Here is a 22,921-nt window from a genome sequence, read left to right on the forward strand (position 1 = left end):
GGAAAAGGGCTCAATTCAGGAGTTCAGCGTCAGCCGGACAATAATCCGCCAACAGAGTGAAACGCAAAGCGTGATTGTAGCAAAACATTCTGTGCCGTAGAAATCAGGCGTATAGTTCCTGCGTCAATAATAATGAGGCGTAATAGAAATGAGTGAAGTGATTGTACGCGACGCGGTTGCCGAGGATTACGCGCAGTGGCGGATATTGTGGGAGGGCTATAACAGTTTTTATGCCGCGACCCTGGAAGACGCTATCACACAGCATACGTGGGACAGGGCGCTAAACCCTGCTTCACCCGTACTGTGTCGCATTGCGCAGTATGAAGGTAAAGTGGTGGGCTTTGCGCTGTGCGTTCTGCATGAGGGAACCTATCACATGTCGCCGGTCTGTTATCTGGAAGATTTTTTTGTCGATGCGAATTTGCGTGGCAGAGGCATTGGTCATGCGGTGCTGACCGCGCTGCGTAAAGAGGCGCAAGAAAAGGGGTGGGCGAAAGTCTACTGGTTTACGCGCGAAACGAACCCGGCGCGTAAACTCTACGATAAAGAAGCGGCGACTGACGATTTTGTGCGTTACACCATGAAGATGTGACGCTTTACGGTCTGCGGTTGGTGAGCACCAGACTGAATTTTTTCCACTGGCTGTCGCGCTGACGTTGCAGGCTCCAGTGAATTTGCAGGGTACGGCGGGTTCTCTGTTTCATTGCTTCTCGCTTTCGGGGTATCAGGCATGGATGCACTCAGCGCATTATCGGCGATAAGTTTTACACTTTTATAACAGCCAGAAAAAAGCCTGCATGAAATGCAGGCTTTACGTCGGGTCCCCTCCGGGCGTTAATCGGCGGAACTCTTCTCGGCTTTACCGGCCATTTGCGCCAGGAAGTCATAGCGTTTTTGCAAATCCGCCGCCGCATCTTTCCATAACTGCTCCGCCACTTCCGGCTGCTGCGCGTTAAGGCGGCGGAAGCGTTGTTCATTCAGCAACGTTTCGGCAAGCGCCTCAGAAGGCGGACGCGAATCCAGCGCCAGCGGTAATTTCCCTTCATCGGCGCGTCGCGGGTCAAAACGATACAGCGGCCAGAAGCCCGTTGCCGTAAGCTGGCGCATCTGGTCATGGCTTAGCGCCAGGTCGTAGCCATGCTCTTCACAAGGACTGTAGGCGATGATTAAGGACGGCCCCGGGTACGCCTCGGCTTCCTGGATCGCCTTCACCGTCTGGTTAAGCTGCGCGCCAAGGGAGATCTGCGCAACGTAGACATGGCCATACATCATCATGCTGACGCCGAGGTCTTTGCGCGCCTTGCGCTTACCGTGTTCGCCAAACTTAGTGACTGCGCCAAGCGGCGTCGCTTTCGATGCCTGGCCGCCGGTGTTGGAATAACACTGCGTATCCAGCACCAGAATGTTGACGTTCTCCGTCAGACTCAGGACGTGATCCAGCCCGCCAAAGCCAATATCGTAGGCCCAGCCGTCGCCGCCGATCAACCAGATTGATTTCTCCACCAGCGCGTCGGCGTCGGTTAACAGCTCTTTTGCCGCCTCAACGTCAGCCAGCGCTTTTCGCAGTTCCGCGACCTGTTCACGGCGCACCTCCGGCGTGGCGTCGGCGTGTAACGCCTCGTTCAACGCGCTCGGAATGTGGTCGGCGAACTGTGCGAGCAGGCGCATAACGCGCTGGCGATGCTGATCCACCGTCAGACGGAAGCCCAGGCCAAACTCGGCGTTATCTTCGAACAGGGAATTTGCCCATGCCGGACCGCGACCGTTGGCATCGGTCGTGTAGGGGGTGGAGGGCAGATTGCCGCCATATATAGAGGAGCAGCCCGTGGCGTTGGCAATCAGCATGCGATCGCCATAGAGTTGGGTGAGCAGCTTGATATAGGGCGTTTCGCCGCAGCCGGAGCAGGCCCCGGAATACTCAAACAGCGGACTGATGAGCTGGGAGGTGCGGATATCGATGCGCTCCAGTTTGCTACGGTCGATCTCCGGCAGGTCGAGGAAAAAGTCATAATTCACTTTCTCTTCTTCCACATGCTCAAGGCGCGACATCATATTGATGGCCTTGATTTCCGGGTTCTGTCTGTCTTTCGCCGGGCAGACTTCTACGCACAGATTGCAGCCGGTGCAATCCTCTGGCGCCACCTGCAGAACATATTTCTGACCACGCATATCCCTCGCTTTCACATCCAGCGAGTGAAGGCTGGCGGGTGCCGACTCCATGGCCTCCGGGGGAACCACTTTAGCGCGAATCGCCGAGTGCGGGCAGGCGGCCACGCAGTGGTTACACTGAGTACAAAGCTCTTCTTTCCAGATAGGAATCGCTTCGGCGATATTGCGTTTTTCCCAGCGCGTCGTGCCTAAAGGCCAGGTGCCGTCCGGCGGCAGGGCGGATACGGGCAGGGCATCGCCAAGGCCTGCCAGCATTGCGGCGGTGACCGTTTTGACGAAATCGGGGGCCGCGTCGGAGACCACCGGCGGGCGGTTGGCGCTCGACGGGTTAACCTGCTGTAGCGGCACGGCTGAGAGCGACTCGCGGGCCATCGCCAGCGCCTGCCAGTTTCGCTCCACCAGCTCCTGACCTTTACTGCTGTAGCTTTTGGCGATAGCGCCCTGCAAAGCCGTCAGCGCGCTGTCGCCCGGCAAAATAGCGGTCAGGTGGAAGAACGCCATCTGCATTACCGTGTTGATGCGTGCGCCAAGTCCGCATTCGCGGGCAATTCTGGCGGCATTGACCACATAAAAGCGGGCCTGCTTCTGGTTCAGTACCGCCTGAACTTCCTGCGGCAGACGCTCCCACACCTCATCCGGGCTGTAGGGGGTGTTAAGCAGGAATATCCCGCCAGGCTTAAGGCGTTCCGCCATCTGATATTTATCGATAAACTGCAGCTGGTGGCAGCCGACGAAATCAGCATGCGAGACCAGGTACGCAGAGTTAATCGGCCTCTCGCTGACACGTAAATGCGAGACGGTAAGCCCGCCTGCTTTTTTGGAGTCATAGACAAAATACCCCTGGGCGAACCACGGGGTCGCATTGCCGATGATCTTGATATTGTTTTTGGTTGCCGAGACGCTGCCATCGCTGCCCAGCCCGTAGAAAAGCGCCTCCAGTTTTGCATGCGAGGGCAGGGTATTTTCCGGCAGCGGCAGCGAAAGGTGAGTAACGTCGTCGTAAATACCGACGGTGAAGCGGGGTTTCGGTTTACTTTCACGCAGCTCATTAAAGACGGCCAGCACGCACTCCGGGCCAAACTCTTTGGAGGAGAGGCCGTAGCGCCCGCCGATCACTTTCGGCAGCGTTTCACGTTCGCCCTGGTTGAAGGCTTCCGCCAGCGCGGTCATTACGTCCAGATAGAGCGGTTCCGCCTGCGCGCCCGGCTCTTTGGTGCGATCGAGAACGGCAACGCTTTTCGCCGTTTCCGGCAGCACCGCCAGCAGATGACGGGCGCTGAAGGGCCGGAAGAGGCGCACTTTCAGCACGCCCACTTTTTCGCCGCGTGCCAGCAGGTCATCCACCACTTCTTCACAGGTGCCAATGGCCGACCCCATAATCACCACCACCCGTTCCGCCTGCGGGTGGCCATAATATTCGAACGGTTTATACTGCCGCCCCGTCGCCGCGGCAAAATCATCCATCGCCTGCTCAACGCGATCGTAAACGGCGTTATACCAGGGGTTGGTGGCCTCCCGGGACTGGAAGTACGTATCCGGGTTTGCGGAAGTGCCGCGGATCACCGGATGCTCAGGGTTAAGGGCGCGGGCACGGTGCGCGTCAATCTCCGCCTGCGGCATCAGCGAGCGGATAGTTTCATCGGAGATCGATGCAATCTTATTGATTTCATGGGACGTGCGGAAACCATCAAAAAAGTGGATAAAGGGCACCCGGCTTTTCAGCGTGGCGATATGGGAGATCAGCGCAAAGTCCTGCGCCTCCTGTACGCCGCCCGCGCAGAGCATGGCGCAGCCGGTTTGCCGCACGGCCATCACGTCGGAATGGTCGCCAAAAATAGAGAGCGCATGGGTTGCCACGGTACGCGCCGCCACATGCAGCACGAAAGGCGTCAGCTGCCCCGCAAGCTTATAAAGCGTGGGGATCATCAGCAGCAGACCCTGCGAGGAGGTAAACGATGTGGAGAGCGCGCCGGTCTGCAACGCGCCGTGTACGGCGGCAATAGCCCCCGCTTCTGACTGCATCTCCACGACGCGAGGCGTGTCGCCCCACACATTGCGAAGCCCGTTTCCGGCCCAGGCATCGGCCTGTTCCGCCATCGTGGAGCTTGGCGTAATCGGGTAGATGGCGATAACTTCACTGGTGCGAAACGCGACCGAGGCGACCGCGCCATTACCGTCGATAGTAATCATAAATATGACACCCTTACATTGCGCAATAAAAGGGACCCGTGGAACAGCAACGGATCCTGTAATTATCACTCTATTTTAGCAAAGGGGCGGCGAGGGGATTTTTGCTTTTGTGTTCTCAGAGATAACGCCAGTCAATGAATTACGTTTTATCATCGGCAATATGGATAAAAAAAACGCATCAAAATGTTGCCATAGCGCATAAAGGTGCAATCAGGCTCTCGACGTCAGACGTTATGCTGCCTATGATGCTTAGGTTTTGCTAACCGACAGGGGAAAAGAGATGCGAGCAGCGTTTTGGGTAGGGTGCGCCGCGTTGTTGCTGACAGCATGCAGCAACGAGCCCGTTCAACAGGCCACCGCCGCGCATGTAGCGCCGGGTTTGAAAGCGTCAATGTCCAGCAGCGGCGAAGCTAACTGCGCCATGATAGGCGGGACATTATCGGTGGCGCGTCAGCTTGACGGCACGGCGACAGGAATGTGCGCGTTACCCAACGGCAAACGCTGTAGCGAACAGTCGCTTGCCGCCGGGAGCTGCGGCACTTACTGAGCGCTATCCTGGCGTTTATAAATCAGGGTTTGATCGGCCGTCGTCAGCGTAAGCTGGTTATCCGTCAGGTCGACCTGTGCGCCTTCGCGCAGCATTGCGCCGATGGTGGTATCCAGCGCGTTGCGCTGCGGGTCCGCGCACGCCATGCGGGTCATTGCCAGTTCTTTCACCGTTAAAGTGCCATCCGATAATTTACCCTTCCCGGTAAAGCGGTTGCACATGCTGCCTGATACCTGCATGTCGTCGTCAAAGCCAATCTCTGCGGGGTGGTCACCCGGCGTGACCGCCTGGCCGTTGACTGTATCCAGGATAAAATGTTGCTGAGCCAGCTGCTTCGCGCTGACCGACTCCTTGTTGACGCCGCTGCTTACGCAGCCCGCAAGCACAATCGTTAACGCCGCCACGGCAATCGTTCTCTTCATTGGTTCCTCGGGAATGATGATGACTCTGCAAAATTGTACCAGGCCGCAGCCGCCTGTCATCGGGGATAATCTGAAACGGCTCCCTGCCAGGCAGGGAGCGTGATTTTTAGAACAGGGCGTTGGGGCAGCTTTCGCCGTTTTCCAGCTGACGAAGGTTATCGAGCGTGGTTTCCGAGATGCTGATCAGCGCCTCGGCGGTCAGGAATGCCTGATGGCCGGTAAACAGGACGTTATGGCAGGCGGAGAGACGGCGGAACACGTCATCCTGAATGACGTCGTTGGACTTATCTTCAAAAAACAGGTCGCGCTCGTTCTCATAAACGTCCATGCCCAGCGCGCCGATTTTCTGCGTTTTCAGGGCTTCGATAGCCGCCTGAGAATCAATCAGGCCGCCGCGGCTGGTGTTAATGATCATCACACCATCTTTCATCTGCTCAAAGGCGCTACGGTTGAGCAGATGGTAGTTTTCCGGCGTCAGCGGGCAGTGGAGAGAGATAACGTCAGACTGGGAGAAGAGCGTAGCCAGGTCAACATACTCTACCCCCAGATCCAGCGCCGCCGCGCTCGGATACGGGTCAAACGCCAGCAGACGCATACCGAAGCCTTTCAGAATGCGCAGGGTGGCGACGCCAATCTTACCGGTACCAATAATCCCTGCCGTTTTACCGTACATGGTGAAACCGGTTAACCCCTCCAGCGAGAAGTTAGCGTCGCGGGTGCGCTGATAGGCGCGGTGAATACGGCGGTTGAGGGACATCATCAGGCCGATAGCGTGTTCCGCTACTGCCTCGGGAGAGTAGGCGGGTACGCGAACGACCTTCAGGCCCAGCTCTTTGGCCGCATCCAGATCGACATTATTGAACCCGGCGCAGCGCAGGGCGATGTACTTCACGCCGTGCTTCTGCAGCTCTTCCAGCACCGGGCGACTGCCGTCGTCGTTAACGAAAATACAGACTGCTTCACAGCCGTTAGCCGTTTTTGCTGTTTTTTCAGTTAACAGAAAGTCAAAAAATTCAAGCTCGAAGCCAAACTGCTCATTTACATGCTGCAAATACTTTTTATCGTATTGCTTTGTACTGTATACCGCGAGTTTCATAAGACTTTCTCCAATGTGATTTGATTCACAGTAACATGACTCAAATATTTATGTAAATTCTAAAAAATAATTTATAAACAGGCACCTGTAATTAATTTTAAAACATCTACGCTTAAAAGGGGCAGTAACTTCTTTTGCCGGGCCAAACATGACACAATAATCGCCATAACCGGCTTAATCATATGCAAAATCAGGATATTAACTGCCCATGAAGGGTAAATACAAAGCCGCTATCGCGCTGGTACTACTGTTTATACTGCTGCCGCTAACGCTTCTGCTGACCCTTGCGCAGTGGGTGCCGACGCTCGCCGGTATCTGGCTACCGGCGGGTACCCGTATCGCTCTGGATGAGAGCCCCCGCCTGACGCTGCGTTCGCTGCATATCCCGGAACTGCGCTATCTGGTTGAAGACTGCCCGCTGGCTCGTCTGACCAATGCCACGCTGACCCATCCCAGCCGCTGGAAACTGGAGGCGGATGCGCTTGATATCAATACTGCCTGCCTGAATAAACTGCCGCAAAGTGAACCGTCACCCGCCGCGCCAAAAACTTTAAAAGAGTGGCAGGCGATGCTTCCCGGCAGCTGGATCGATATTAAACGCCTGACCTTTTCCCCCTGGCAGGCCTGGGAGGGGCGACTCTCGCTGGCGCTGACCCCGCAACGACAGCAGCTACATTACCGCGGCGAGCGTCTGGCTTTTGACGCGCAGCTGGCGGGGCAGGCCCTGACCCTCTCTAAACTTGAGATGCGCCTGTTTGATGACAAGCCCCCCGTTACGCTGGGAGGCGAATTTACGCTACCCGTTTTCCCAGCGGGCGTGCCGGTTAACGGCCATGCGCAGACCACGCTAACGGTGCCAGGGGAGCCGGTCATCGTCGATGCGGAGCTGGAGTGGCGCGAAAATGAGGGCCAGCTCATTGTGATGGCGCGGGGCAATCCTGAGCCGCTGTTAGACCTTCCCTGGCAGGCAACGCCGGCGCGGTTCACCATTAGCGACGGGCGCTGGAACTGGCCTTATCAGGGCTTCCCGCTAAGTGGACGCGTCGGCCTGCACATTGATGACTGGCAGGCCGGCATCGAAAAAGCGCGGATCAGCGGGCGGCTGAACGTCCTGACCCAGGGCAACGCCGGCAAGGGTAATGCGGTGTTGAATTTTGGGCCGGGGCGGCTGGGTATGGATCAGAGCGATATGCCGATGCGCCTCACCGGCGAGGCGAAGCAGGGCGAGATGATCTTCTACGCGTCGCTTCCGGCGCAGCTAACCGGCCCGTTAAGCGATCCGCTTCTGGCCTTCACCCCAGGCGCGCTGCTGCGCTCGCGCGGTCGGGTGATCGACGCCCTCAATATTGATGAAATTCGCTGGCCGCTTGCGGGCGTCAAGGTTACGCAGCGCGGCGTGGACGGGCGTCTGCAGGCCATTTTGCGGGCTCACGAGAATCAGATGGGCGACTTTGTCCTGCATCTCGACGGCCAGGCACGCGACTTTTTGCCCGATGCGGGGCTCTGGCAATGGCGATACTGGGGGGAGGGAAACTTCATTCCAATGCATGCGCGCTGGGACGTAGCAGGCCGCGGCGAGTGGCGAGATAACGTGATTCTTCTTAGCGCGCTCTCTACCGGCTTCGATCAGCTCCAGTACGGCACGATGCGCATCAACGCGCCAAGACTGGTGCTCAACCAGCCAATCCGCTGGCTACGGGACGAGGCGCAACCGCATTTCAGCGGCGCGCTGACCCTGGACGCCGAAGAGACAACCTTTAGCGGCGGCAGCCGGCTCCCGCCGTCAACCCTGAATTTTAGCGTTAGCGGCAGCGAGCCTACCGTTTTCCAGTTTAAAGGAGACCTGCGCGCCGATGAGATAGGGCCAGTGCGGGTCAACGGACGCTGGGATGGCGAGCGCTTGCGCGGCCAGGCCTGGTGGCCGAAGCAGGCGCTGAATGTCTTCCAGCCGCTGGTTCCCCCGGAGTGGAAAATGCGCCTGCTGGACGGGGCGCTGTATGCGCAGGTTGCTTTTTCCGCCGCCCCCGGACAGGGGTTTGAGGCAGGCGGCCACGGCGTATTGCGCGACGGCGGCGCATGGATGCCGGACAATCAGTTTTCCGGCGTCGACTTTATTCTACCGTTTCGTTACCACGAAGGACGCTGGCAACTTGGCACCCGTAGACCCGTCTCCCTGCGCATTGGCAAAGTGGTCAACCAGGTCACCGCCAGCAATATTGCTGCCGATTTACAGGGTAGCTATCCGTGGACCGAAGCGAATCCACTGCAACTGAGCGATGTCAGCATTGACGTGCTCGGCGGAAAAGTCACCCTGCGCCAGCTCCGTCTGCCCCAGCATGATGCGGCGCTGTTACGCTTGCAGAACATCTCTTCCAGCGAGCTGATAAGCGCCATAAAAGCCAAACAGTTCGCGCTGTCCGGCCCGATTGACGGCGCCTTGCCGCTGTGGCTCGATAACAATGCGTGGATCATCAAAGATGGTTGGCTGCACAACCCTGGCGCCATGACGCTGCGGGTCGATAAGGACACCGCCGATGCGCTGGTAAAAGATAATATGGCGGCTGGCGCGGCCATCAACTGGCTACGCTATATGGAAATCTCGCGCTCATGGACAAAAATCAATCTCGACCGGCAGGGGCTTCTTACTATGCAGGCCGCGCTGAAAGGCACCAGCTACGTGGAAGGGAAAAGCAATACGGTCAACCTGAACTATGCCCACGAAGAGAATGTCTTTGAACTGTGGCGCAGCCTGCGTTTCGGCGACAATCTCCAGTCGCTGCTGAAACAACATGTAAAACTGCCTGCCGCGCCCTGCGCAAATGGAAAGCAATGTGAGGAAAACCGATGAAGACGCTGGCCGTGATAATGATGGCGATGCCCCTGGCGGCGTGCACGCCGCGTATTGAAGTCGCAGCGCCAAAAGAGCCTATCACTATCAATATGAATGTGAAGATCCAGCACGATATCAATATCAAAGCGGATAAAGAGGTGGAGACGCTGCTGGAGCAGCAGGAAATCAAAGCCAGAGAGTAAATCTGCCTTGCTCGCGGCACAGGCAGAGATTATTCTGCTGTGACAGTAGGGATGCTTCAACCATCAAGGAATGATGATGACGCTTTACACACTAAAGCCTGTTTTTCAGGGGCTTTTACGCCCCGCAATGTTCTGGCTCAATCGCCGTCAGGTCACCGCAAACCACGTTACGCTCGCCGCAGTCGGGCTTTCCCTCGTTACCGGCGCGGCGCTGGTGTTATTTCCCTGTCCCGGATTGTTCATTCTGCTGCCCGTGGTGCTGTTTGTGCGGATGGCGCTTAACGCGCTGGATGGCATGCTGGCGCGCGAGTGTCAGCAGCAGTCACGGCTGGGCGCTATGCTCAACGAAACGGGAGACGTGCTTTCGGATATCGCGCTCTATCTTCCCTTTATCGCACTTCCCGACAGCAACGCGCCTTTGGTGCTGATCATGCTGTTGTGCATGGTGATGACTGAATTTTGCGGCCTGCTGGCGCAAACCCTTAACGGCGCGCGCAGCTACGCAGGGCCGATGGGGAAGAGCGACAGGGCATTCGCTTTTGGCGCATGGGGGCTGGCAATCTCCGTATGGCCGCCGTGCGGGCAGTGGAATAATGCGGTTTGGGCGGTGGCTATCGTGTTGTTGATATGGACGTCCGTTAATCGCTGCCGTAGCGCCTTGCCTGGCAAGGCGGCAAAATGATGCTGCTGGAAAAATCGCTTTCCGCCATTGTCGCCTTGTTGCTGGTAGCCATGCTGATTAATGGGATGCTGCTCATTTTGCGCCCCGGCAAGGACTGGCGCGAACTGACGCTGCGTATTCGCACCTGGTGGGCGATCGTTATTGTCTTTTCGCTCGCGCTGTTAAGTCCGCAGTGGCTGGCGCTCACTTTCTTTGCTCTCGTCAGCTGTATGGCGTTGAAAGAGTTTCTCACGCTGGTGCCCGTACGCCATTCCGACCGGATGCCGCTTTTCTGGATGGTCATCGCTATTCCCGTCAACTATGGGCTGATAGGCTCTGGCTGGTACGGCATGTTTGTGGTTTTTATTCCGGTTTATGTCTTTTTATTCCTGCCTGCGCTGATGGTGATAGCGGGGGATACGCAGGGCTTCTTGCGCACAGCGTCTCAGCTTCACTGGGGACTGATGACCACCGTGTTTGCCTTTAGCCATGTCGCCTCTTTGCTGGTACTGCCTGCGGACGGCAAGCAGACCGGGGCGCTGCTGGTGCTGTTTGTGGTAGGCCTGACGGAGTTCAACGATGTTGCCCAGTACTTATGGGGTAAATCATTAGGACGCATAAAAGTCACGCCCAGAGTCAGCCCCAATAAAACCCTTGCGGGTTTGCTCGGCGGCATCGTCACCACGGCGCTTGCTGCGACGTTACTGGGGCCGATCATAACCCCGCTAAGCTGGCCGATGGCGTCGCTCGCGGGTTTCATCATCGCATTAACGGGTTTTTGTGGCGATGTGGTGATGTCCGCCATCAAACGTGATATCGGCGTTAAAGACAGTGGGACGCTGTTGCCGGGCCATGGCGGGCTGCTCGACAGGCTGGATTCTCTCATCTTTACCGCGCCCGTTTTCTTCCATTTTGTCCGTTATTTCTACTTTTGATTCACGTCGCTATTTCACCGGGAACCTTGTACATGACTGATTTACGCACTCCGCTAGAGCGGCAATTTTCTACCAGTGATAATACGACGCTCTTTTATCGCTGCTGGCCTGCTCAGCGGGCAGGCATAACGCCAAAGGTTATTGTCCTTTTCCATCGCGGTCATGAGCACTCCGGCCGTCTGCAGCATATTATTGATGAACTGGGCATGCCGGATACCACCTTTTACGCCTGGGACGCGCGCGGCCACGGGCGCTCTCCAGGGCCTCGCGGCTTTAGCCCTTCTCTGGCACGATCGGTGCAGGACGTTGACGAGTTTGTCCGCTTCGCCGCCGCGGACAGCAAGGCGGGACTGGAAGATGTGGTCGTCGTGGCGCAAAGCGTCGGCGCCGTGCTGGCGGCAACGTGGGCCCATGATTACGCGCCGCCTGTTCGCGGCCTGGTGCTGGCTTCACCGGCGTTTAAGGTGAAACTATATGTGCCGTTTGCCCGGCCGGGGCTGGCACTAATGCAGCGTCTGCGGGGCCTGTTCTATGTTAACTCCTACGTCAAAGGGAAATACCTGACCCATGATGAGGAGAGGGTAGAAAGCTTTAATTCAGATCCGCTAATTTCACGGCCAATCGCGGTCAATATTCTGCTCGATCTGTATAAAACCGCGCGGCGAATCGTAGATGACGCGAACGCAATTACATTGCCCACGCAGCTGTTAATCTCCGCAGAAGACTATGTCGTACACCGTCAGCCGCAAATCGATTTTTTCCAGCGGCTACGCAGCACGCATAAAGAGCTGCATATTCTGCCGGGTTTTTTCCACGATACGCTGGGTGAAAAAGAGCGGCATCTGGCCTTCGATAAAATGCGCAGCTTTATTGACTCCCTCTACGCCATGCCGCCGCAGCGCGTTGATTATCAGAACGAAGATCGCTGGAGCCCTGGCGCTGACGCCTGGCGGATATTAAGCGCCGGGCCTGAGCGATATTCCGTGGAGGATTTGGCTTACCGCGCCCTGCGTTATGGCATGAAGCTGCTGGGCAGGCAATCGACCGGGGTTCGCCTGGGGTTTGAGACGGGGTTTGATTCCGGCAGTACGCTGGATTACGTTTACCGCAATCAGCCCCAGGGCAGCAGCGCGCTGGGCCGGCAGATTGATAAATTCTATCTCAATAGCCCAGGCTGGCAGGGGATACGCCAGCGAAAAATTCATCTGCAAATGCTGATTCAACAGGCCGTAGCGCAACTGGTTGAGCAGGGTAAAGCGGTGCGGGTGGTGGATATTGCCGCCGGTCATGGCCGCTATGTACTGGATGCGCTGGAAGGGGTGACAGCAGTAAGCGAGATACGGCTTCGTGATTACAGTGAATTAAATGTGGCGCAGGGCCAGCAGATGATAGCCGCGCACGGTATGGCAGAGTACGCCCGCTTTGAGCGTGGCGATGCCTTTCATCGTGATGAGCTGGCGGCGCTGACTCCTCGTCCGACGCTGGGGATTGTCTCTGGTCTGTATGAACTCTTCCCGGATAACCAACGGGTGCGCGATTCCCTTGCCGGGCTGGCGGCTGCCATTGAGCCTGGGGGAATACTCATCTACACCGGGCAACCCTGGCATCCTCAGCTAAAAACTATCGCCTGGGCGCTGACCAGCCACAAAGACGGCAAAGCCTGGGTAATGCGGGTTCGAACGCAGGGGGAAATGGATGCGTTGGTGCGGGAGGCAGGTTTCGAAAAATGCGCGCAGCTAATTGATAACGAGGGGATTTTTACCGTATCAATGGCTGTACGCTGCGAACGCTAATACACCTCCCGCGCGTGCGGGAGGTACAGACATTATGCAGCGACAATACTGTCGATGGCCGCTTTGGCATCGGTATGGGCTTTGGACGCCACTTCCGGACCGTAGGCGATACCTTCGGCGAACACGAAGTTCACGTCAGTAATACCGATAAAGCCGAGGAAGATTTTCAGATACGGCGCGATCAGATCGGTCGGGGTATCTTTGTGGATGCCGCCGCGGCTGGAGAGCACCACCGCGCGTTTGCCGGTTACCAGACCTTCCGGCCCCTTTTCGGTATAGCGGAAAGTCACGCCAGCGCGGGCAACCAGGTCAAAATAGTTCTTCAGCTGGGTCGGGATGTTAAAGTTATACATCGGGGCGTTGATGACGATAACATCGTGCGCTTTCAGTTCAGCAATCAGTTCGTCTGAAAGCGTCAGCGCTTCCTGCTGGCGCGGCGTCAGCGGCGCATCGCTCGGGCGCAGCGCGCCGACCAGTTCGCCGTCCAGCACCGGAACAGGGGTTGCCGCCAGATCGCGAACGGTAATTTCGTCAGCGGGGTGCTTTTCACGCCACTGCTCAACAAAATAGTCAGACATCTGACCAGACTGCGAGTACCCTGCCAGAATACTGGATTTAAGAACTAAAACGCGCATGGTGTATCCTTGTTATTTGATGTGGGGCGCACCCCGTTGCTGCCTGTCACTCTATTAACAAACTTCCTGATTAGAAAGCGCAATATATCGAAGCCTATGTTCGAATTTCTTGAACAAGCATTGCGTCTAACCGATGTGGTATTCTTATACCATTCCATATAAGAGAATTTTTCCGGCAGTGCACTACCCGATAAGATGATGACAGAACAAAAGAAACTGAGCTTTGCCGATTTGCATCACCGCCTTGATACGCTGATGCTGCGCGATAGGCAGCGCTTTGCCCGCCGTCTGCAGGGAGCAAAGAAAGTTAAAAATCCTGATGCTCAGCAGGGAATATTGCAGACTATGGACCAGGAGATAGCCGACGCCGCGCATAAGGTTGCGCAGCGTGAAGCGTCCCGCCCGGCGATAACCTATCCGGAAAACCTGCCGGTCAGCCAGAAAAAACAGGCTATCCTGGAAGCGGTACGCGACCACCAGGTAGTGATTGTGGCGGGGGAGACCGGCTCCGGTAAAACCACCCAGCTGCCAAAAATCTGCATGGAGCTGGGGCGCGGGGTAAAAGGGCTGATCGGTCATACCCAGCCGCGGCGTCTGGCGGCGCGTACCGTGGCGAACCGCATCGCCGAAGAGTTGCAGACAGAACCGGGCGGCTGTATCGGCTATAAGGTGCGTTTCAGCGATCGCATCAGCGAAAACACCATGGTCAAGCTGATGACCGACGGTATTTTGCTGGCGGAAATTCAGCAGGACCGCCTGCTGATGCAGTACGACACCATCATCATCGATGAAGCCCACGAGCGCAGCCTCAACATCGACTTTTTGCTCGGCTACCTGAAAGAGCTGCTGCCCCGTCGCCCGGATCTGAAAATCATCATCACCTCGGCGACCATCGATCCGGAGCGTTTCTCGAAACATTTCAACAACGCGCCAATTATCGAGGTATCCGGTCGCACCTACCCGGTGGAGGTACGCTACCGGCCCATTGTTGAAGAAGCTGACGACACCGAACGCGACCAGCTGCAGGCGATTTTCGATGCGGTAGATGAGCTGGGGCGCGAAGGGCCGGGGGATATCCTGATCTTTATGAGCGGCGAGCGTGAAATACGCGATACCGCCGACGCGCTGAACAAACTCGACCTGCGCCATACCGAAGTGCTGCCGCTCTACGCGCGGCTGTCAAACAGCGAGCAGAACCGGGTCTTTCAGTCCCACAGCGGGCGGCGCATTGTGCTGGCGACCAACGTGGCGGAAACGTCGCTGACCGTGCCGGGGATTAAATACGTTATCGATCCAGGTACCGCCCGTATCAGCCGCTACAGCTACCGCACCAAAGTGCAGCGACTGCCCATCGAGCCGGTGTCGCAGGCTTCCGCTAACCAGCGAAAAGGGCGCTGCGGCCGCGTTTCGGAAGGGATCTGTATTCGTCTCTATTCGGAAGATGATTTTCTGTCGCGCCCGGAATTTACCGACCCGGAAATTTTACGTACCAATCTGGCCTCCGTCATTTTGCAGATGACCGCGCTGGGTCTCGGCGATATCGCCGCGTTCCCGTTTGTCGAAGCGCCGGATAAACGCAACATTCAGGATGGCGTGCGCCTGCTGGAAGAGCTGGGCGCGATTACCACCGACGAGAAGGCCACCGCGTATAAACTTACGCCGCTCGGTCGTCAGCTTTCGCAACTGCCGGTTGACCCCCGCCTGGCGCGGATGGTGCTGGAGGCGCAAAAACACGGCTGCGTGCGCGAGGCGATGATCATTACCTCGGCGCTCTCCATTCAGGATCCGCGCGAGCGGCCGATGGATAAGCAGCAGGCCTCCGACGAAAAACACCGTCGCTTCCACGACAAAGAGTCCGACTTCCTGGCGTTTGTGAATCTGTGGAACTACCTGGGCGAGCAGCAGAAGGCGCTCTCATCCAACCAGTTCCGTCGCCTGTGCCGCACGGATTATCTCAACTATCTGCGGGTGCGCGAGTGGCAGGATATCTACACCCAGCTGCGGCAGGTGGTCAAAGAGCTGGGTATTCCGGTCAACAGCGAACCGGCGGAGTACCGGGAAATCCATATCGCGCTGCTCACCGGCCTGCTGTCGCATATCGGCATGAAAGATGCCGACAAGCAGGAGTATACCGGCGCGCGCAACGCCCGTTTTTCCATTTTCCCGGGCTCCGGCTTATTCAAAAAACCGCCGAAGTGGACAATGGTTGCCGAGCTGGTGGAGACCAGCCGCCTGTGGGGGCGCATCGCTGCCCGTATCGACCCGGAATGGGTTGAGCCGGTAGCGCAGCACTTGATAAAGCGCTCATACAGCGAGCCGCACTGGGAGCGGGCGCAGGGCGCGGTGATGGCGATGGAAAAGCTCACCGTCTACGGCTTGCCGATCGTCGCCGCCCGTAAGGTGAACTACAGCCAGATTGACCCGGCGCTCAGCCGCGAGCTGTTTATTCGTCACGCGCTGGTGGAGGGGGACTGGCAGACGCGCCACGCCTTCTTCCGCGAGAACTTAAAGCTGCGGGCGGAAGTGGAAGAGCTGGAGCACAAATCGCGCCGCCGCGACATTCTGGTGGATGACGAAACGCTGTTTGAGTTTTACGACCAGCGCATCAGCCATGAGGTGATTTCCGCCCGCCACTTTGATAGCTGGTGGAAAAAGGTCAGCCGGGAAACGCCCGATCTGCTCAACTTTGAAAAAAGCATGCTTATCAAAGAGGGGGCGGAGAAAATCAGCAAGCTGGATTACCCCAACTTCTGGCATCAGGGCAATCTTAAGCTGCGGCTGAGCTATCAGTTCGAACCGGGCGCGGACGCCGATGGCGTGACCGTACACATCCCGCTGCCGTTGCTAAACCAGGTTGAAGAGAGCGGTTTTGAATGGCAGATCCCCGGCCTGCGCCGTGAGCTGGTGATCGCGCTGATTAAATCCCTGCCGAAGCCGGTACGCCGTAATTTTGTACCCGCGCCTAACTACGCCGAAGCGTTTCTTGGCCGGGTGACGCCGCTGGAGCTGCCCCTGCTGGATGCGCTGGAGCGCGAGCTGCGGCGGATGACCGGCGTTACCGTCGACCGCGATGACTGGCACTGGGATCAGGTGCCCGATCATCTGAAAGTCACCTTCCGGGTAGTGGATGAGAAAAACAAGAAGCTGAACGAAGGGCGTTCACTGACCGCGCTTAAAGAGGCGTTAAAAGGGAAAGTCCAGGAGACCCTTTCCGCGGTAGCAGACGACGGCATTGAGCAGAGCGGCCTGCATATCTGGAGTTTTGGCAAACTGCCGGAGAGCTATGAGCAGAAGCGCGGCAACTATAAAGTGAAAGCGTGGCCAGCGCTGGTGGACGAGCGTGATAGCGTCGCTATCAAACTGTTCGATAATCCCCTTGAGCAGCAACAGGCGATGTGGAACGGTCTGCGCCGTCTGCTGCTGCTGAACATTCCGTCGCCCATTAAGTACCTGCACGAAAAGCTGCCGAATAAAGCCAAGCTGGGCCTCTATTTTAACCCCTATGGCAAGGTGCTGGATCTGATCGATGACTGCATCTCCTGCGGGGTGGATAAACTGATAGACGCCAATGGCGGGCCGGTATGGACGGAAGAGGGCTTTGCCGCCCTGCATGAAAAGGTACGCGCCGAACTTAACGATACGGTTGTCGATATTGCGAAGCAGGTGGAGCAGATCCTGACCGCCGTCTTCAATATCAACAAGCGTCTGAAAGGCCGGGTGGACATGACGATGGCGCTGGGGCTTTCAGACATCAAAGCGCAGATGAGCGGGCTGGTCTACCGGGGTTTTGTCACCGGCAACGGCTTTAAACGCCTTGGCGACACCCTGCGCTATCTGCAGGCGATTGAAAAACGCCTTGAGAAGCTGGCGGTCGACCCGCACCGTGACCGCGCGCAGATGCTGAAAGTGGAAAGCGTCCAACAGGCGTGGCAGCAGTGGATTAACAAACTTCCCCCGGCGCGCCGGGAAGATGAAGAGGTTAAAGAGATCCGCTGGATGATCGAGGAGCTGCGGGTCAGCTATTTCGCCCAGCAGCTGGGTACGCCGTATCCCATTTCAGATAAGCGTATTCTGCAGGCGATGGAACAGATTAGCGCGTAAGAAAAGCGGGTTGGGGAGCATGAGGTAAACGGAACAAACCTCCTGAGCCGTATATTCCCCTCACCCTGACCCTCTCCCCATAGGGGAGAGGGAATTGATTCGTAGCCCGGATAAGGCAACGCCGCATCCGGGAAACTACCTTCCGGCAACCTCAGACCAGCCGCCCCCCAGGGCGCGGTAAAGGTCGATCTGCGCCAGCAGCAAATTGCTTTTGGCCTGCACAACGCTTAGCTGCACCGAAAAGAGCGTGCGCCTTGCCTCAAGCTCGTCCAGATAGGACGAGTAGCCATTGCGGTAGCGGTTCTCTGCGATACGCAACGTCTCCTGCGCCACCTCAGCCTGCCCCTGCAACTCCGTTAACTGTTCCTGCAGCCGGGCGATGGCGTCGAGACTGTCATTCACCTCGACAAACGCATTGCGCACTGTTCTTTCGTAGGCGTAGAGCGCCTGATTTCGTTGTGACGCTGTCACGTCCACCTGGGCATTAAGCGCCTGACGATTGAGCAGCGGCGCGAGAATACTGCCGCCGACGCTCCACAATTGCAGCGGATTATCCAGCAGGCCGGGCAAGGTCCGGTCCTGTACGCCGCCGGTGGCGGTCAGATTAAGCGAGGGCAGCAGGCTGGCGCGCGCCGAGGCCAGGGTCGCGTCGGCGGCCAGAAGCTGCCGTTCGGCCTGGGCAATATCCGGGCGACGGTTAAGTAACGACGAGGGCAGGTTGGACGGCAGCCGCAACGGGGTGAGCTTATCAAGCGTACCCGAGCGGGCGATTGCCCCAGGGTTTGCCCCCAGCAGCAGGCTCAGCGCATTCTCCTGCTGCGCTATCTGATGGCGCAGCGCGGGGATCTGGGCGCGGGTAGCGCGAACTTCAGAATCCGACTGCATCAGCTCCAGCCGGGAACTGTACCCCGTCTCGTACTGCCGCTGCGCCAGTTTTAGCGCCTCTTCCCGCGCCTGTAGAGTGGATTGCGTCACCCGCAGCTGGTCATCCAGCGAGAGCAGAGTGATGTAACCCGAAGCGACGGAGGAGACGACGGTCAAATCCGCCGCCGACGCCGCCGCTTTCTGCGCCTCCAGCGAGGCGCGCGCCGCCTCAGCGGTGCTGCGGTTGACGCCCCAGATATCCACATCATAACTGGCGGTGAGATTGCCCTTATAAAGGGTGCTATAAACCGGCAGACCGGTTGCCGCAGATTGCGAGCGGGCGCGCGTACCGCTCAACCCGGCGTCCAGCGTCGGAAATATACTGCCTTCTGCACCGTATACCCGCGCCTGATACTCGTTGATCCGTTCGCGGGCGATAAGCACATCGCTGTTATAGCGCAGCGCCCGATCGACATAGCCGTTCAGCGCGCTGTCGTGAAAGTTCCGCCACCAGACCTGCTCAACGGGCGCGGAGGGGCCGATATCCGTCCGCCAGGCCGCCGGGATTTGTAATGACGGCTTCGCGGGTTGGACGTCTACCGACTGGCAGCCTGCAAGCAGCAGGCAGGCCATGGCAAAGGAGAAACGGTAGCTCATTGCGCCGCCCCCCGGGTGTCAATGTGTACCTGTACGGACATGCCCGGTCGCAGACGCGCTACGTCTTCTGCTTTACCTTTTACCTCTATACGCACCGGAATACGCTGAGCGATTTTAACGAAGTTGCCGGTAGCGTTATCCGGCGTAATGGCGCTGAACTCTACGCCGGTCGCAGGGGAGATACTCTCCACGCGCCCCTCGAAGGCCTGCCCGTTGAGGGCGTCAACGGTAAGGCGAACGGGCTGGCCCACGCGTACCTCCGCCAGCTGCGTCTCTTTCAGGTTGGCGATAACCCAGTGTTGCGCCGGAACCAGCGAAGTAAGATGCGTGCCCGCCGTAACGTAGGCCCCCAGCCGGACCGTTATCTGCCCAAGCTGACCATCCCGCGGCGCGACAATCCGCGTGTTTTGCAGGTCAATCTCCGCCAGCTCCAGCGCGGCCTTCGCGTTTTCGACATCGGCCTCCAGCGAGGCGCGGTTAACAATGGTGGTGCGCAAATCCTGACGCGACATCTCAAGCGTCGCCTGCGCCTGGGCAATACTGGCGTCACCCTGTGCCGCCGAGGCCAGCGCCGCATCGCGTTCGCGCACCGAAAGCGAGCCATCGGCCGTCAGCTCTTTTACCCGCTTCAGGTTGGCCTGCGACTGCGTATTTTGCGCTTTTGCGCTGGCGAGGGCGGCTTCATTACGCTTAATCACCGCTTCGGCGCTTTTACGCTGCTGAATATTATTGTTCAGGGCGGCGATTTTCATCGCCAACTGCGCCTGCGCCTGATGAACGCGCTGGCGATAAATGCGGTCGTCAATTTGCAACAGCAGGTCGCCTTTTTTGACGTGCGCGAAGTCCTGCACTTTTACATCGGTAATATAGCCATTGACCTGCGGACTGATGAATGTCGTCAGCCCCCGGACATAAGCGTTATCGGTAAACTGGGTGTGGCGGGTGAAAGGCGGCAGCTGCCACGCGTAAAGAATAATCAGTACGCCGACAATCCCGATGGCCGCTGCGGCAAAAATCGAGACGATACGCAGGTTACTGCGGGTTGATGCCTGCTCTTTAGCGGCGTCCTGCTGACTCATACATACTCCAGAAAAGTAAACACGCTTATTTTTTTATTCCCGTTGCCCGTCTTAACGCGATGCGGGCGGTAAGACGCAGGCGCACCAGACGCCATAAAATCCATACCAGTGTCGCTCCGGCGACAGAGGCGGTTAACAGATAAGTATCGTTGTAAGCCAGAATATTCGCTTCCACCGTGGTGGCGTTCTGTAACTGCAAAACCGCCTGGGTGCTGAGCAGCGTGCTGTCGCCAATCATGTTCTGATACATCTGACTGTAGAGCTGCAGGCGTTCATTTACCGCAGGGTTCAGGGTGGTGAGCTGATCTGCCAGCAGGCTGGAATGATATTTCTCCCGCCAGGTCTGGAAGGTACCAAGGATAGCGGAGCCCAGCAGCCCGCCGATGTTCTGGCTCATGCCGAAGAGCACCGAAAAACTGACCAGGTTGCGCGGGTCGGCCACCACGCCGCCGATACCGGCAAGCATCGCCGGGGCGAGGAAAAAGGCGCTGCCGAAGCCAAGCAAAAACTGGCTAATCATCAACTGGTTTGGGCGTGTCAGGCTGGTAGAGTGGCTGTCCATCCACGAGGCGATGATCATCAGCACCAGCGAGGTGACGATGGGCCAGGTCAGGCGCGTGGGTTTTATCGTCAGGCAGCTGGCGGTAATGCCGCAGACAATCCCCGCAAGAATGGACCAGGCAAGCTGGGTCATCTGCTCATTTTGCAGGCCGATATACTGCAGCCAGCCGAAGACGCCGGTATTTTGCTCCGCCAGCACAATGCGGATAAGCAGCATAATCAGCCCCAGGCGCAGGATACTGCCGCTGGAGAGCCAGCGCGTATTGAGGAGCGGGTTACTGCGGTTATGTTCAAATACGATAGCGCTGACGATCAATACCAGCGCCAGGGCCAGCGCCCAGCCTATCCACGGCGCTTCAAACCACCAGTAGAGCCTGCCCAGAGAGAGCACCGCGCACAGGAGCGCCATCCCCGGCGCCAGCAGAAAAAAGGTAATGAAGTCCTTCTTCTCAAACACCTTTTTACGGTCGCCCGGCGGCAGTTTCAGCATGATCACGCAGCCCAGCGAAATCAGCGCCAGCCCAAGTTCGAACAGATAAAGCCCGCGCCACTCATCCAGCTGCAACAGCTCGGTGGAAAAGAGGCGAGCGCCGGGAATCGCCAGCGAGGAGCCGGTAATACCGATGGTCAGCGCCTTCAGGCGATGACGGGCGGGCCATGCCTGAATCTGGTAATAGATGCCCAGCGAACTGAGCGCCGCCGCCACCATACCGTGGGCCGCACGCACCAGCAGCGCTGAGCTGAGATCGTTCACAAACAGGTGGAAAAAGGTCACCAGCACGTAGAGAACCAAAAACCCCTCGGTAAAGGCCCGCAGGCCGAACTGCTGGCGAAACTTCACCAGCAGCAGGTTAATCGAGACGTTGGTCATGACGTAAACGGCGGGCAGCCAGGCGATTTCTGTCGACCAGGCGGCAAAGGTGCCCTGCAAATTTTGCAGGTTAGCGGTGACCATGGCATTGCCCAGCGCGCCGGTCATGCAAACCAGCAGGCCCACAATACCGTAGGCAATACGCTTTGGCGTGCTATGAACCGGCGTGGAGGGCGACCCCAGCAGCATCGGTTTTTCGTGCGGAGCCCACTCCCGCGGGGCGTAGGGATCGCGTTTTGGCAGACGCATTACGTGTTCTCAACCTCGTTTGCCACCCGGCTTACCTGCTGCATTACCGACCCGTGCAGACGGTGAAAAACCGTCGGCAAAAGCCGCTGCGAAAAGGTAAGGGCGCGATTGTTAATGTATTCAGTAAGCAAATGATTAGCGCTCTAACTATTTTCTTTCAGGTATATGAATTATTCAAGTTTATTCGATTCTGCTCTTTTCGCCGCCCCTGGCAGACGAAAACAGGCCGGGTGCATAATGGTACGGATTCGGAGTGATCCCCTGTTAACATTACGCTTGCGCGTTAGGCTGGATCCACGCATTTACCATGGAGGTAATCAATGATGATGAATTTTCCCCGCCTGCCGGAGCCAACCCTCGCGGCGCTCAATACGCTGGGGCAGTGGCTGGCGCAAAATGATTTTGTCGGCAAGCCAGAACCGGTGCGAGCTGACGCAGTGATCCTTCCCGGACATGCGGTTATCCCGGCGATAGATGCCGCCTGCGCCATTGCCGCCCGTCATAATTTGCCGCTGGTGGTGAGCGGCGGCATTGGTCACTCAACGCCCTTTCTCTATACCGCCGTGGCGCGCCACCCACAATACAACGTGATAAGAACCACCGGGCGCAAAGAGGCATTGATCCTCGCTGACATCGCGCGTAAGTTCTGGAAAATTCCCGATGAGCGACTCCTTATAGAGGATAAGTCAACCAACTGCGGCGAGAATGCCCGGTTTTCGGTCGCGCTCATTGCTGCGCGCGGTATGGCGCTGAAAACGGCGCTGGTGATGCAGGATCCGGTTTTACAGCGACGCACTATGGCCACCTTCGCCCGCGTTAGCCAGGGCTGTGAAAACGCCCCGCACTGGCTGAGTTATCCCGGTCTCAACGTCCAGCTGACCAACACCGAAGATGGCCTGGCGTTTAGCTCACAGGCATCGGGCCTGTGGCCAGTCGAGCGCTATCTTTCGTTGATCTTCGGTGAAATTCCGCGCTTACGGGACGACGCAGAGGGATACGGTCCCGCAGGGCGCGATTTTATCGTGCATGTGGATTTCCCCCCGAGATTGCCCGCGCCT

At 57.7% G+C, this 22,921-nt stretch carries 16 protein-coding genes; 9 read left to right on the forward strand and 7 right to left on the reverse strand.

Translation table 11 applies throughout. The features are described 5' to 3' along the window. Positions 1 to 148 precede the first annotated feature (148 nt). Entirely contained in the window at positions 149 to 592 is a 444-nt protein-coding gene (locus ENTHG_RS05230) for a GNAT family N-acetyltransferase (protein WP_044175350.1), read from the forward strand. Between the two features lie 242 nt (positions 593 to 834). On the opposite strand, the gene nifJ is transcribed toward ENTHG_RS05230, so the two are convergent. Further along, positions 835 to 4,359: a pyruvate:ferredoxin (flavodoxin) oxidoreductase gene (gene nifJ, locus ENTHG_RS05235; protein ID WP_044175361.1), complete on the reverse strand. Its 3,525-nt coding sequence runs from the start codon at positions 4,357 to 4,359 to the stop codon at positions 835 to 837. A gap of 280 nt (positions 4,360 to 4,639) precedes the next feature. On the opposite strand from nifJ, the gene ENTHG_RS05240 reads away from it, so the two are divergent. Further along, complete coding sequence (locus tag ENTHG_RS05240; RefSeq protein WP_044175370.1) at positions 4,640 to 4,906, forward strand: putative hemolysin; 267 nt, start codon at positions 4,640 to 4,642, stop codon at positions 4,904 to 4,906. On the opposite strand, the gene hslJ is transcribed toward ENTHG_RS05240, so the two are convergent. Together hslJ and ENTHG_RS05250 are read right to left on the reverse strand one after the other, a co-directional pair. Further along, positions 4,900 to 5,328: a heat shock protein HslJ gene (gene hslJ / locus ENTHG_RS05245; protein WP_044175377.1), complete on the reverse strand. Its 429-nt coding sequence runs from the start codon at positions 5,326 to 5,328 to the stop codon at positions 4,900 to 4,902. The genes ENTHG_RS05240 and hslJ overlap by 7 nt on opposite strands. A 106-nt stretch (positions 5,329 to 5,434) precedes the next feature. Next, the gene (locus ENTHG_RS05250) at positions 5,435 to 6,424 is read right to left on the reverse strand and encodes a 2-hydroxyacid dehydrogenase (RefSeq protein ID WP_044175384.1); all 990 of its coding nucleotides are present in this window, start codon (positions 6,422 to 6,424) and stop codon (positions 5,435 to 5,437) included. A gap of 208 nt (positions 6,425 to 6,632) precedes the next feature. Between ENTHG_RS05250 and ENTHG_RS05255 the strand changes: the two genes are divergently transcribed. The 5 genes from ENTHG_RS05255 (at position 6,633) to ENTHG_RS05275 (ending at position 12,846) form a co-directional block, all read left to right on the forward strand. Continuing rightward, entirely contained in the window at positions 6,633 to 9,272 is a 2,640-nt protein-coding gene (locus ENTHG_RS05255) for a YdbH family protein (protein ID WP_044175392.1), read from the forward strand. Then, entirely contained in the window at positions 9,269 to 9,457 is a 189-nt protein-coding gene (locus tag ENTHG_RS05260; protein ID WP_044175398.1) for a YnbE family lipoprotein, read from the forward strand. Before ENTHG_RS05255 ends, ENTHG_RS05260 begins: the two co-directional genes overlap by 4 nt. Before the next feature lie 76 nt (positions 9,458 to 9,533). Next, complete coding sequence (locus ENTHG_RS05265; protein WP_044175402.1) at positions 9,534 to 10,139, forward strand: CDP-alcohol phosphatidyltransferase family protein; 606 nt, start codon at positions 9,534 to 9,536, stop codon at positions 10,137 to 10,139. Beyond that, positions 10,136 to 11,053, forward strand: coding sequence for a phosphatidate cytidylyltransferase (locus ENTHG_RS05270; RefSeq protein ID WP_044175407.1), 918 nt, complete (start codon positions 10,136 to 10,138; stop codon positions 11,051 to 11,053). The genes ENTHG_RS05265 and ENTHG_RS05270 overlap by 4 nt, the downstream gene beginning before the upstream one ends. A gap of 32 nt (positions 11,054 to 11,085) precedes the next feature. Continuing rightward, positions 11,086 to 12,846 carry a bifunctional alpha/beta hydrolase/class I SAM-dependent methyltransferase gene (locus ENTHG_RS05275; RefSeq protein ID WP_044175414.1) on the forward strand — a complete coding sequence of 587 codons (1,761 nt, stop codon included), beginning with the start codon at positions 11,086 to 11,088 and terminating at the stop codon, positions 12,844 to 12,846. A gap of 32 nt (positions 12,847 to 12,878) precedes the next feature. Here ENTHG_RS05275 and azoR read toward each other — a convergent pair whose 3' ends face one another. Next, complete coding sequence (gene azoR, locus ENTHG_RS05280; protein ID WP_044175420.1) at positions 12,879 to 13,481, reverse strand: FMN-dependent NADH-azoreductase; 603 nt, start codon at positions 13,479 to 13,481, stop codon at positions 12,879 to 12,881. Between the two features lie 198 nt (positions 13,482 to 13,679). Between azoR and hrpA the strand changes: the two genes are divergently transcribed. Beyond that, entirely contained in the window at positions 13,680 to 17,582 is a 3,903-nt protein-coding gene (hrpA, locus tag ENTHG_RS05285) for an ATP-dependent RNA helicase HrpA (protein WP_044179001.1), read from the forward strand. Positions 17,583 to 17,717: 135 nt separating this feature from the next. Here hrpA and ENTHG_RS05290 read toward each other — a convergent pair whose 3' ends face one another. From ENTHG_RS05290 to ENTHG_RS05300, 3 genes are read right to left on the reverse strand one after another with little or no spacing between them, the layout of a single operon-like run. Next, entirely contained in the window at positions 17,718 to 19,103 is a 1,386-nt protein-coding gene (locus ENTHG_RS05290; protein WP_044175425.1) for an efflux transporter outer membrane subunit, read from the reverse strand. After that, positions 19,100 to 20,182 (reverse strand): HlyD family secretion protein, encoded by a 1,083-nt coding sequence (locus ENTHG_RS05295; RefSeq protein ID WP_044175431.1) that lies wholly within the window; start codon positions 20,180 to 20,182, stop codon positions 19,100 to 19,102. Before ENTHG_RS05295 ends, ENTHG_RS05290 begins: the two co-directional genes overlap by 4 nt. 25 nt (positions 20,183 to 20,207) lie before the next feature. Further along, complete coding sequence (locus ENTHG_RS05300; RefSeq protein WP_044175438.1) at positions 20,208 to 21,863, reverse strand: MFS transporter; 1,656 nt, start codon at positions 21,861 to 21,863, stop codon at positions 20,208 to 20,210. A 320-nt stretch (positions 21,864 to 22,183) separates the two neighbouring features. On the opposite strand from ENTHG_RS05300, the gene ENTHG_RS05305 reads away from it, so the two are divergent. Then, a partial coding sequence (locus tag ENTHG_RS05305; protein ID WP_071825807.1) for a YdcF family protein occupies positions 22,184 to 22,921 on the forward strand: 738 nt, incomplete at its 3' end.

The sequence above is a fragment of the Phytobacter massiliensis JC163 genome (genome assembly GCF_000321045.1).
Classification (GTDB): Bacteria; Pseudomonadota; Gammaproteobacteria; order Enterobacterales; family Enterobacteriaceae; genus Phytobacter_A; species Phytobacter_A massiliensis.

Excerpts from the sequence above, each read along its gene's own strand:
- ENTHG_RS05230 (WP_044175350.1), top strand. The coding sequence starts at position 149 with ATGAGTGAAGTGATTGTACGCGACGCGGTTGCCGAGGATTACGCGCAG.
- nifJ (WP_044175361.1), bottom strand. The coding sequence starts at position 4,359 with ATGATTACTATCGACGGTAATGGCGCGGTCGCCTCGGTCGCGTTTCGC.
- ENTHG_RS05240 (WP_044175370.1), top strand. The coding sequence starts at position 4,640 with ATGCGAGCAGCGTTTTGGGTAGGGTGCGCCGCGTTGTTGCTGACAGCA.
- hslJ (WP_044175377.1), bottom strand. The coding sequence starts at position 5,328 with ATGAAGAGAACGATTGCCGTGGCGGCGTTAACGATTGTGCTTGCGGGC.
- ENTHG_RS05250 (WP_044175384.1), bottom strand. The coding sequence starts at position 6,424 with ATGAAACTCGCGGTATACAGTACAAAGCAATACGATAAAAAGTATTTG.
- ENTHG_RS05255 (WP_044175392.1), top strand. The coding sequence starts at position 6,633 with ATGAAGGGTAAATACAAAGCCGCTATCGCGCTGGTACTACTGTTTATA.
- ENTHG_RS05260 (WP_044175398.1), top strand. The coding sequence starts at position 9,269 with ATGAAGACGCTGGCCGTGATAATGATGGCGATGCCCCTGGCGGCGTGC.
- ENTHG_RS05265 (WP_044175402.1), top strand. The coding sequence starts at position 9,534 with ATGACGCTTTACACACTAAAGCCTGTTTTTCAGGGGCTTTTACGCCCC.
- ENTHG_RS05270 (WP_044175407.1), top strand. The coding sequence starts at position 10,136 with ATGATGCTGCTGGAAAAATCGCTTTCCGCCATTGTCGCCTTGTTGCTG.
- ENTHG_RS05275 (WP_044175414.1), top strand. The coding sequence starts at position 11,086 with ATGACTGATTTACGCACTCCGCTAGAGCGGCAATTTTCTACCAGTGAT.
- azoR (WP_044175420.1), bottom strand. The coding sequence starts at position 13,481 with ATGCGCGTTTTAGTTCTTAAATCCAGTATTCTGGCAGGGTACTCGCAG.
- hrpA (WP_044179001.1), top strand. The coding sequence starts at position 13,680 with ATGACAGAACAAAAGAAACTGAGCTTTGCCGATTTGCATCACCGCCTT.
- ENTHG_RS05290 (WP_044175425.1), bottom strand. The coding sequence starts at position 19,103 with ATGAGCTACCGTTTCTCCTTTGCCATGGCCTGCCTGCTGCTTGCAGGC.
- ENTHG_RS05295 (WP_044175431.1), bottom strand. The coding sequence starts at position 20,182 with ATGAGTCAGCAGGACGCCGCTAAAGAGCAGGCATCAACCCGCAGTAAC.
- ENTHG_RS05300 (WP_044175438.1), bottom strand. The coding sequence starts at position 21,863 with ATGCGTCTGCCAAAACGCGATCCCTACGCCCCGCGGGAGTGGGCTCCG.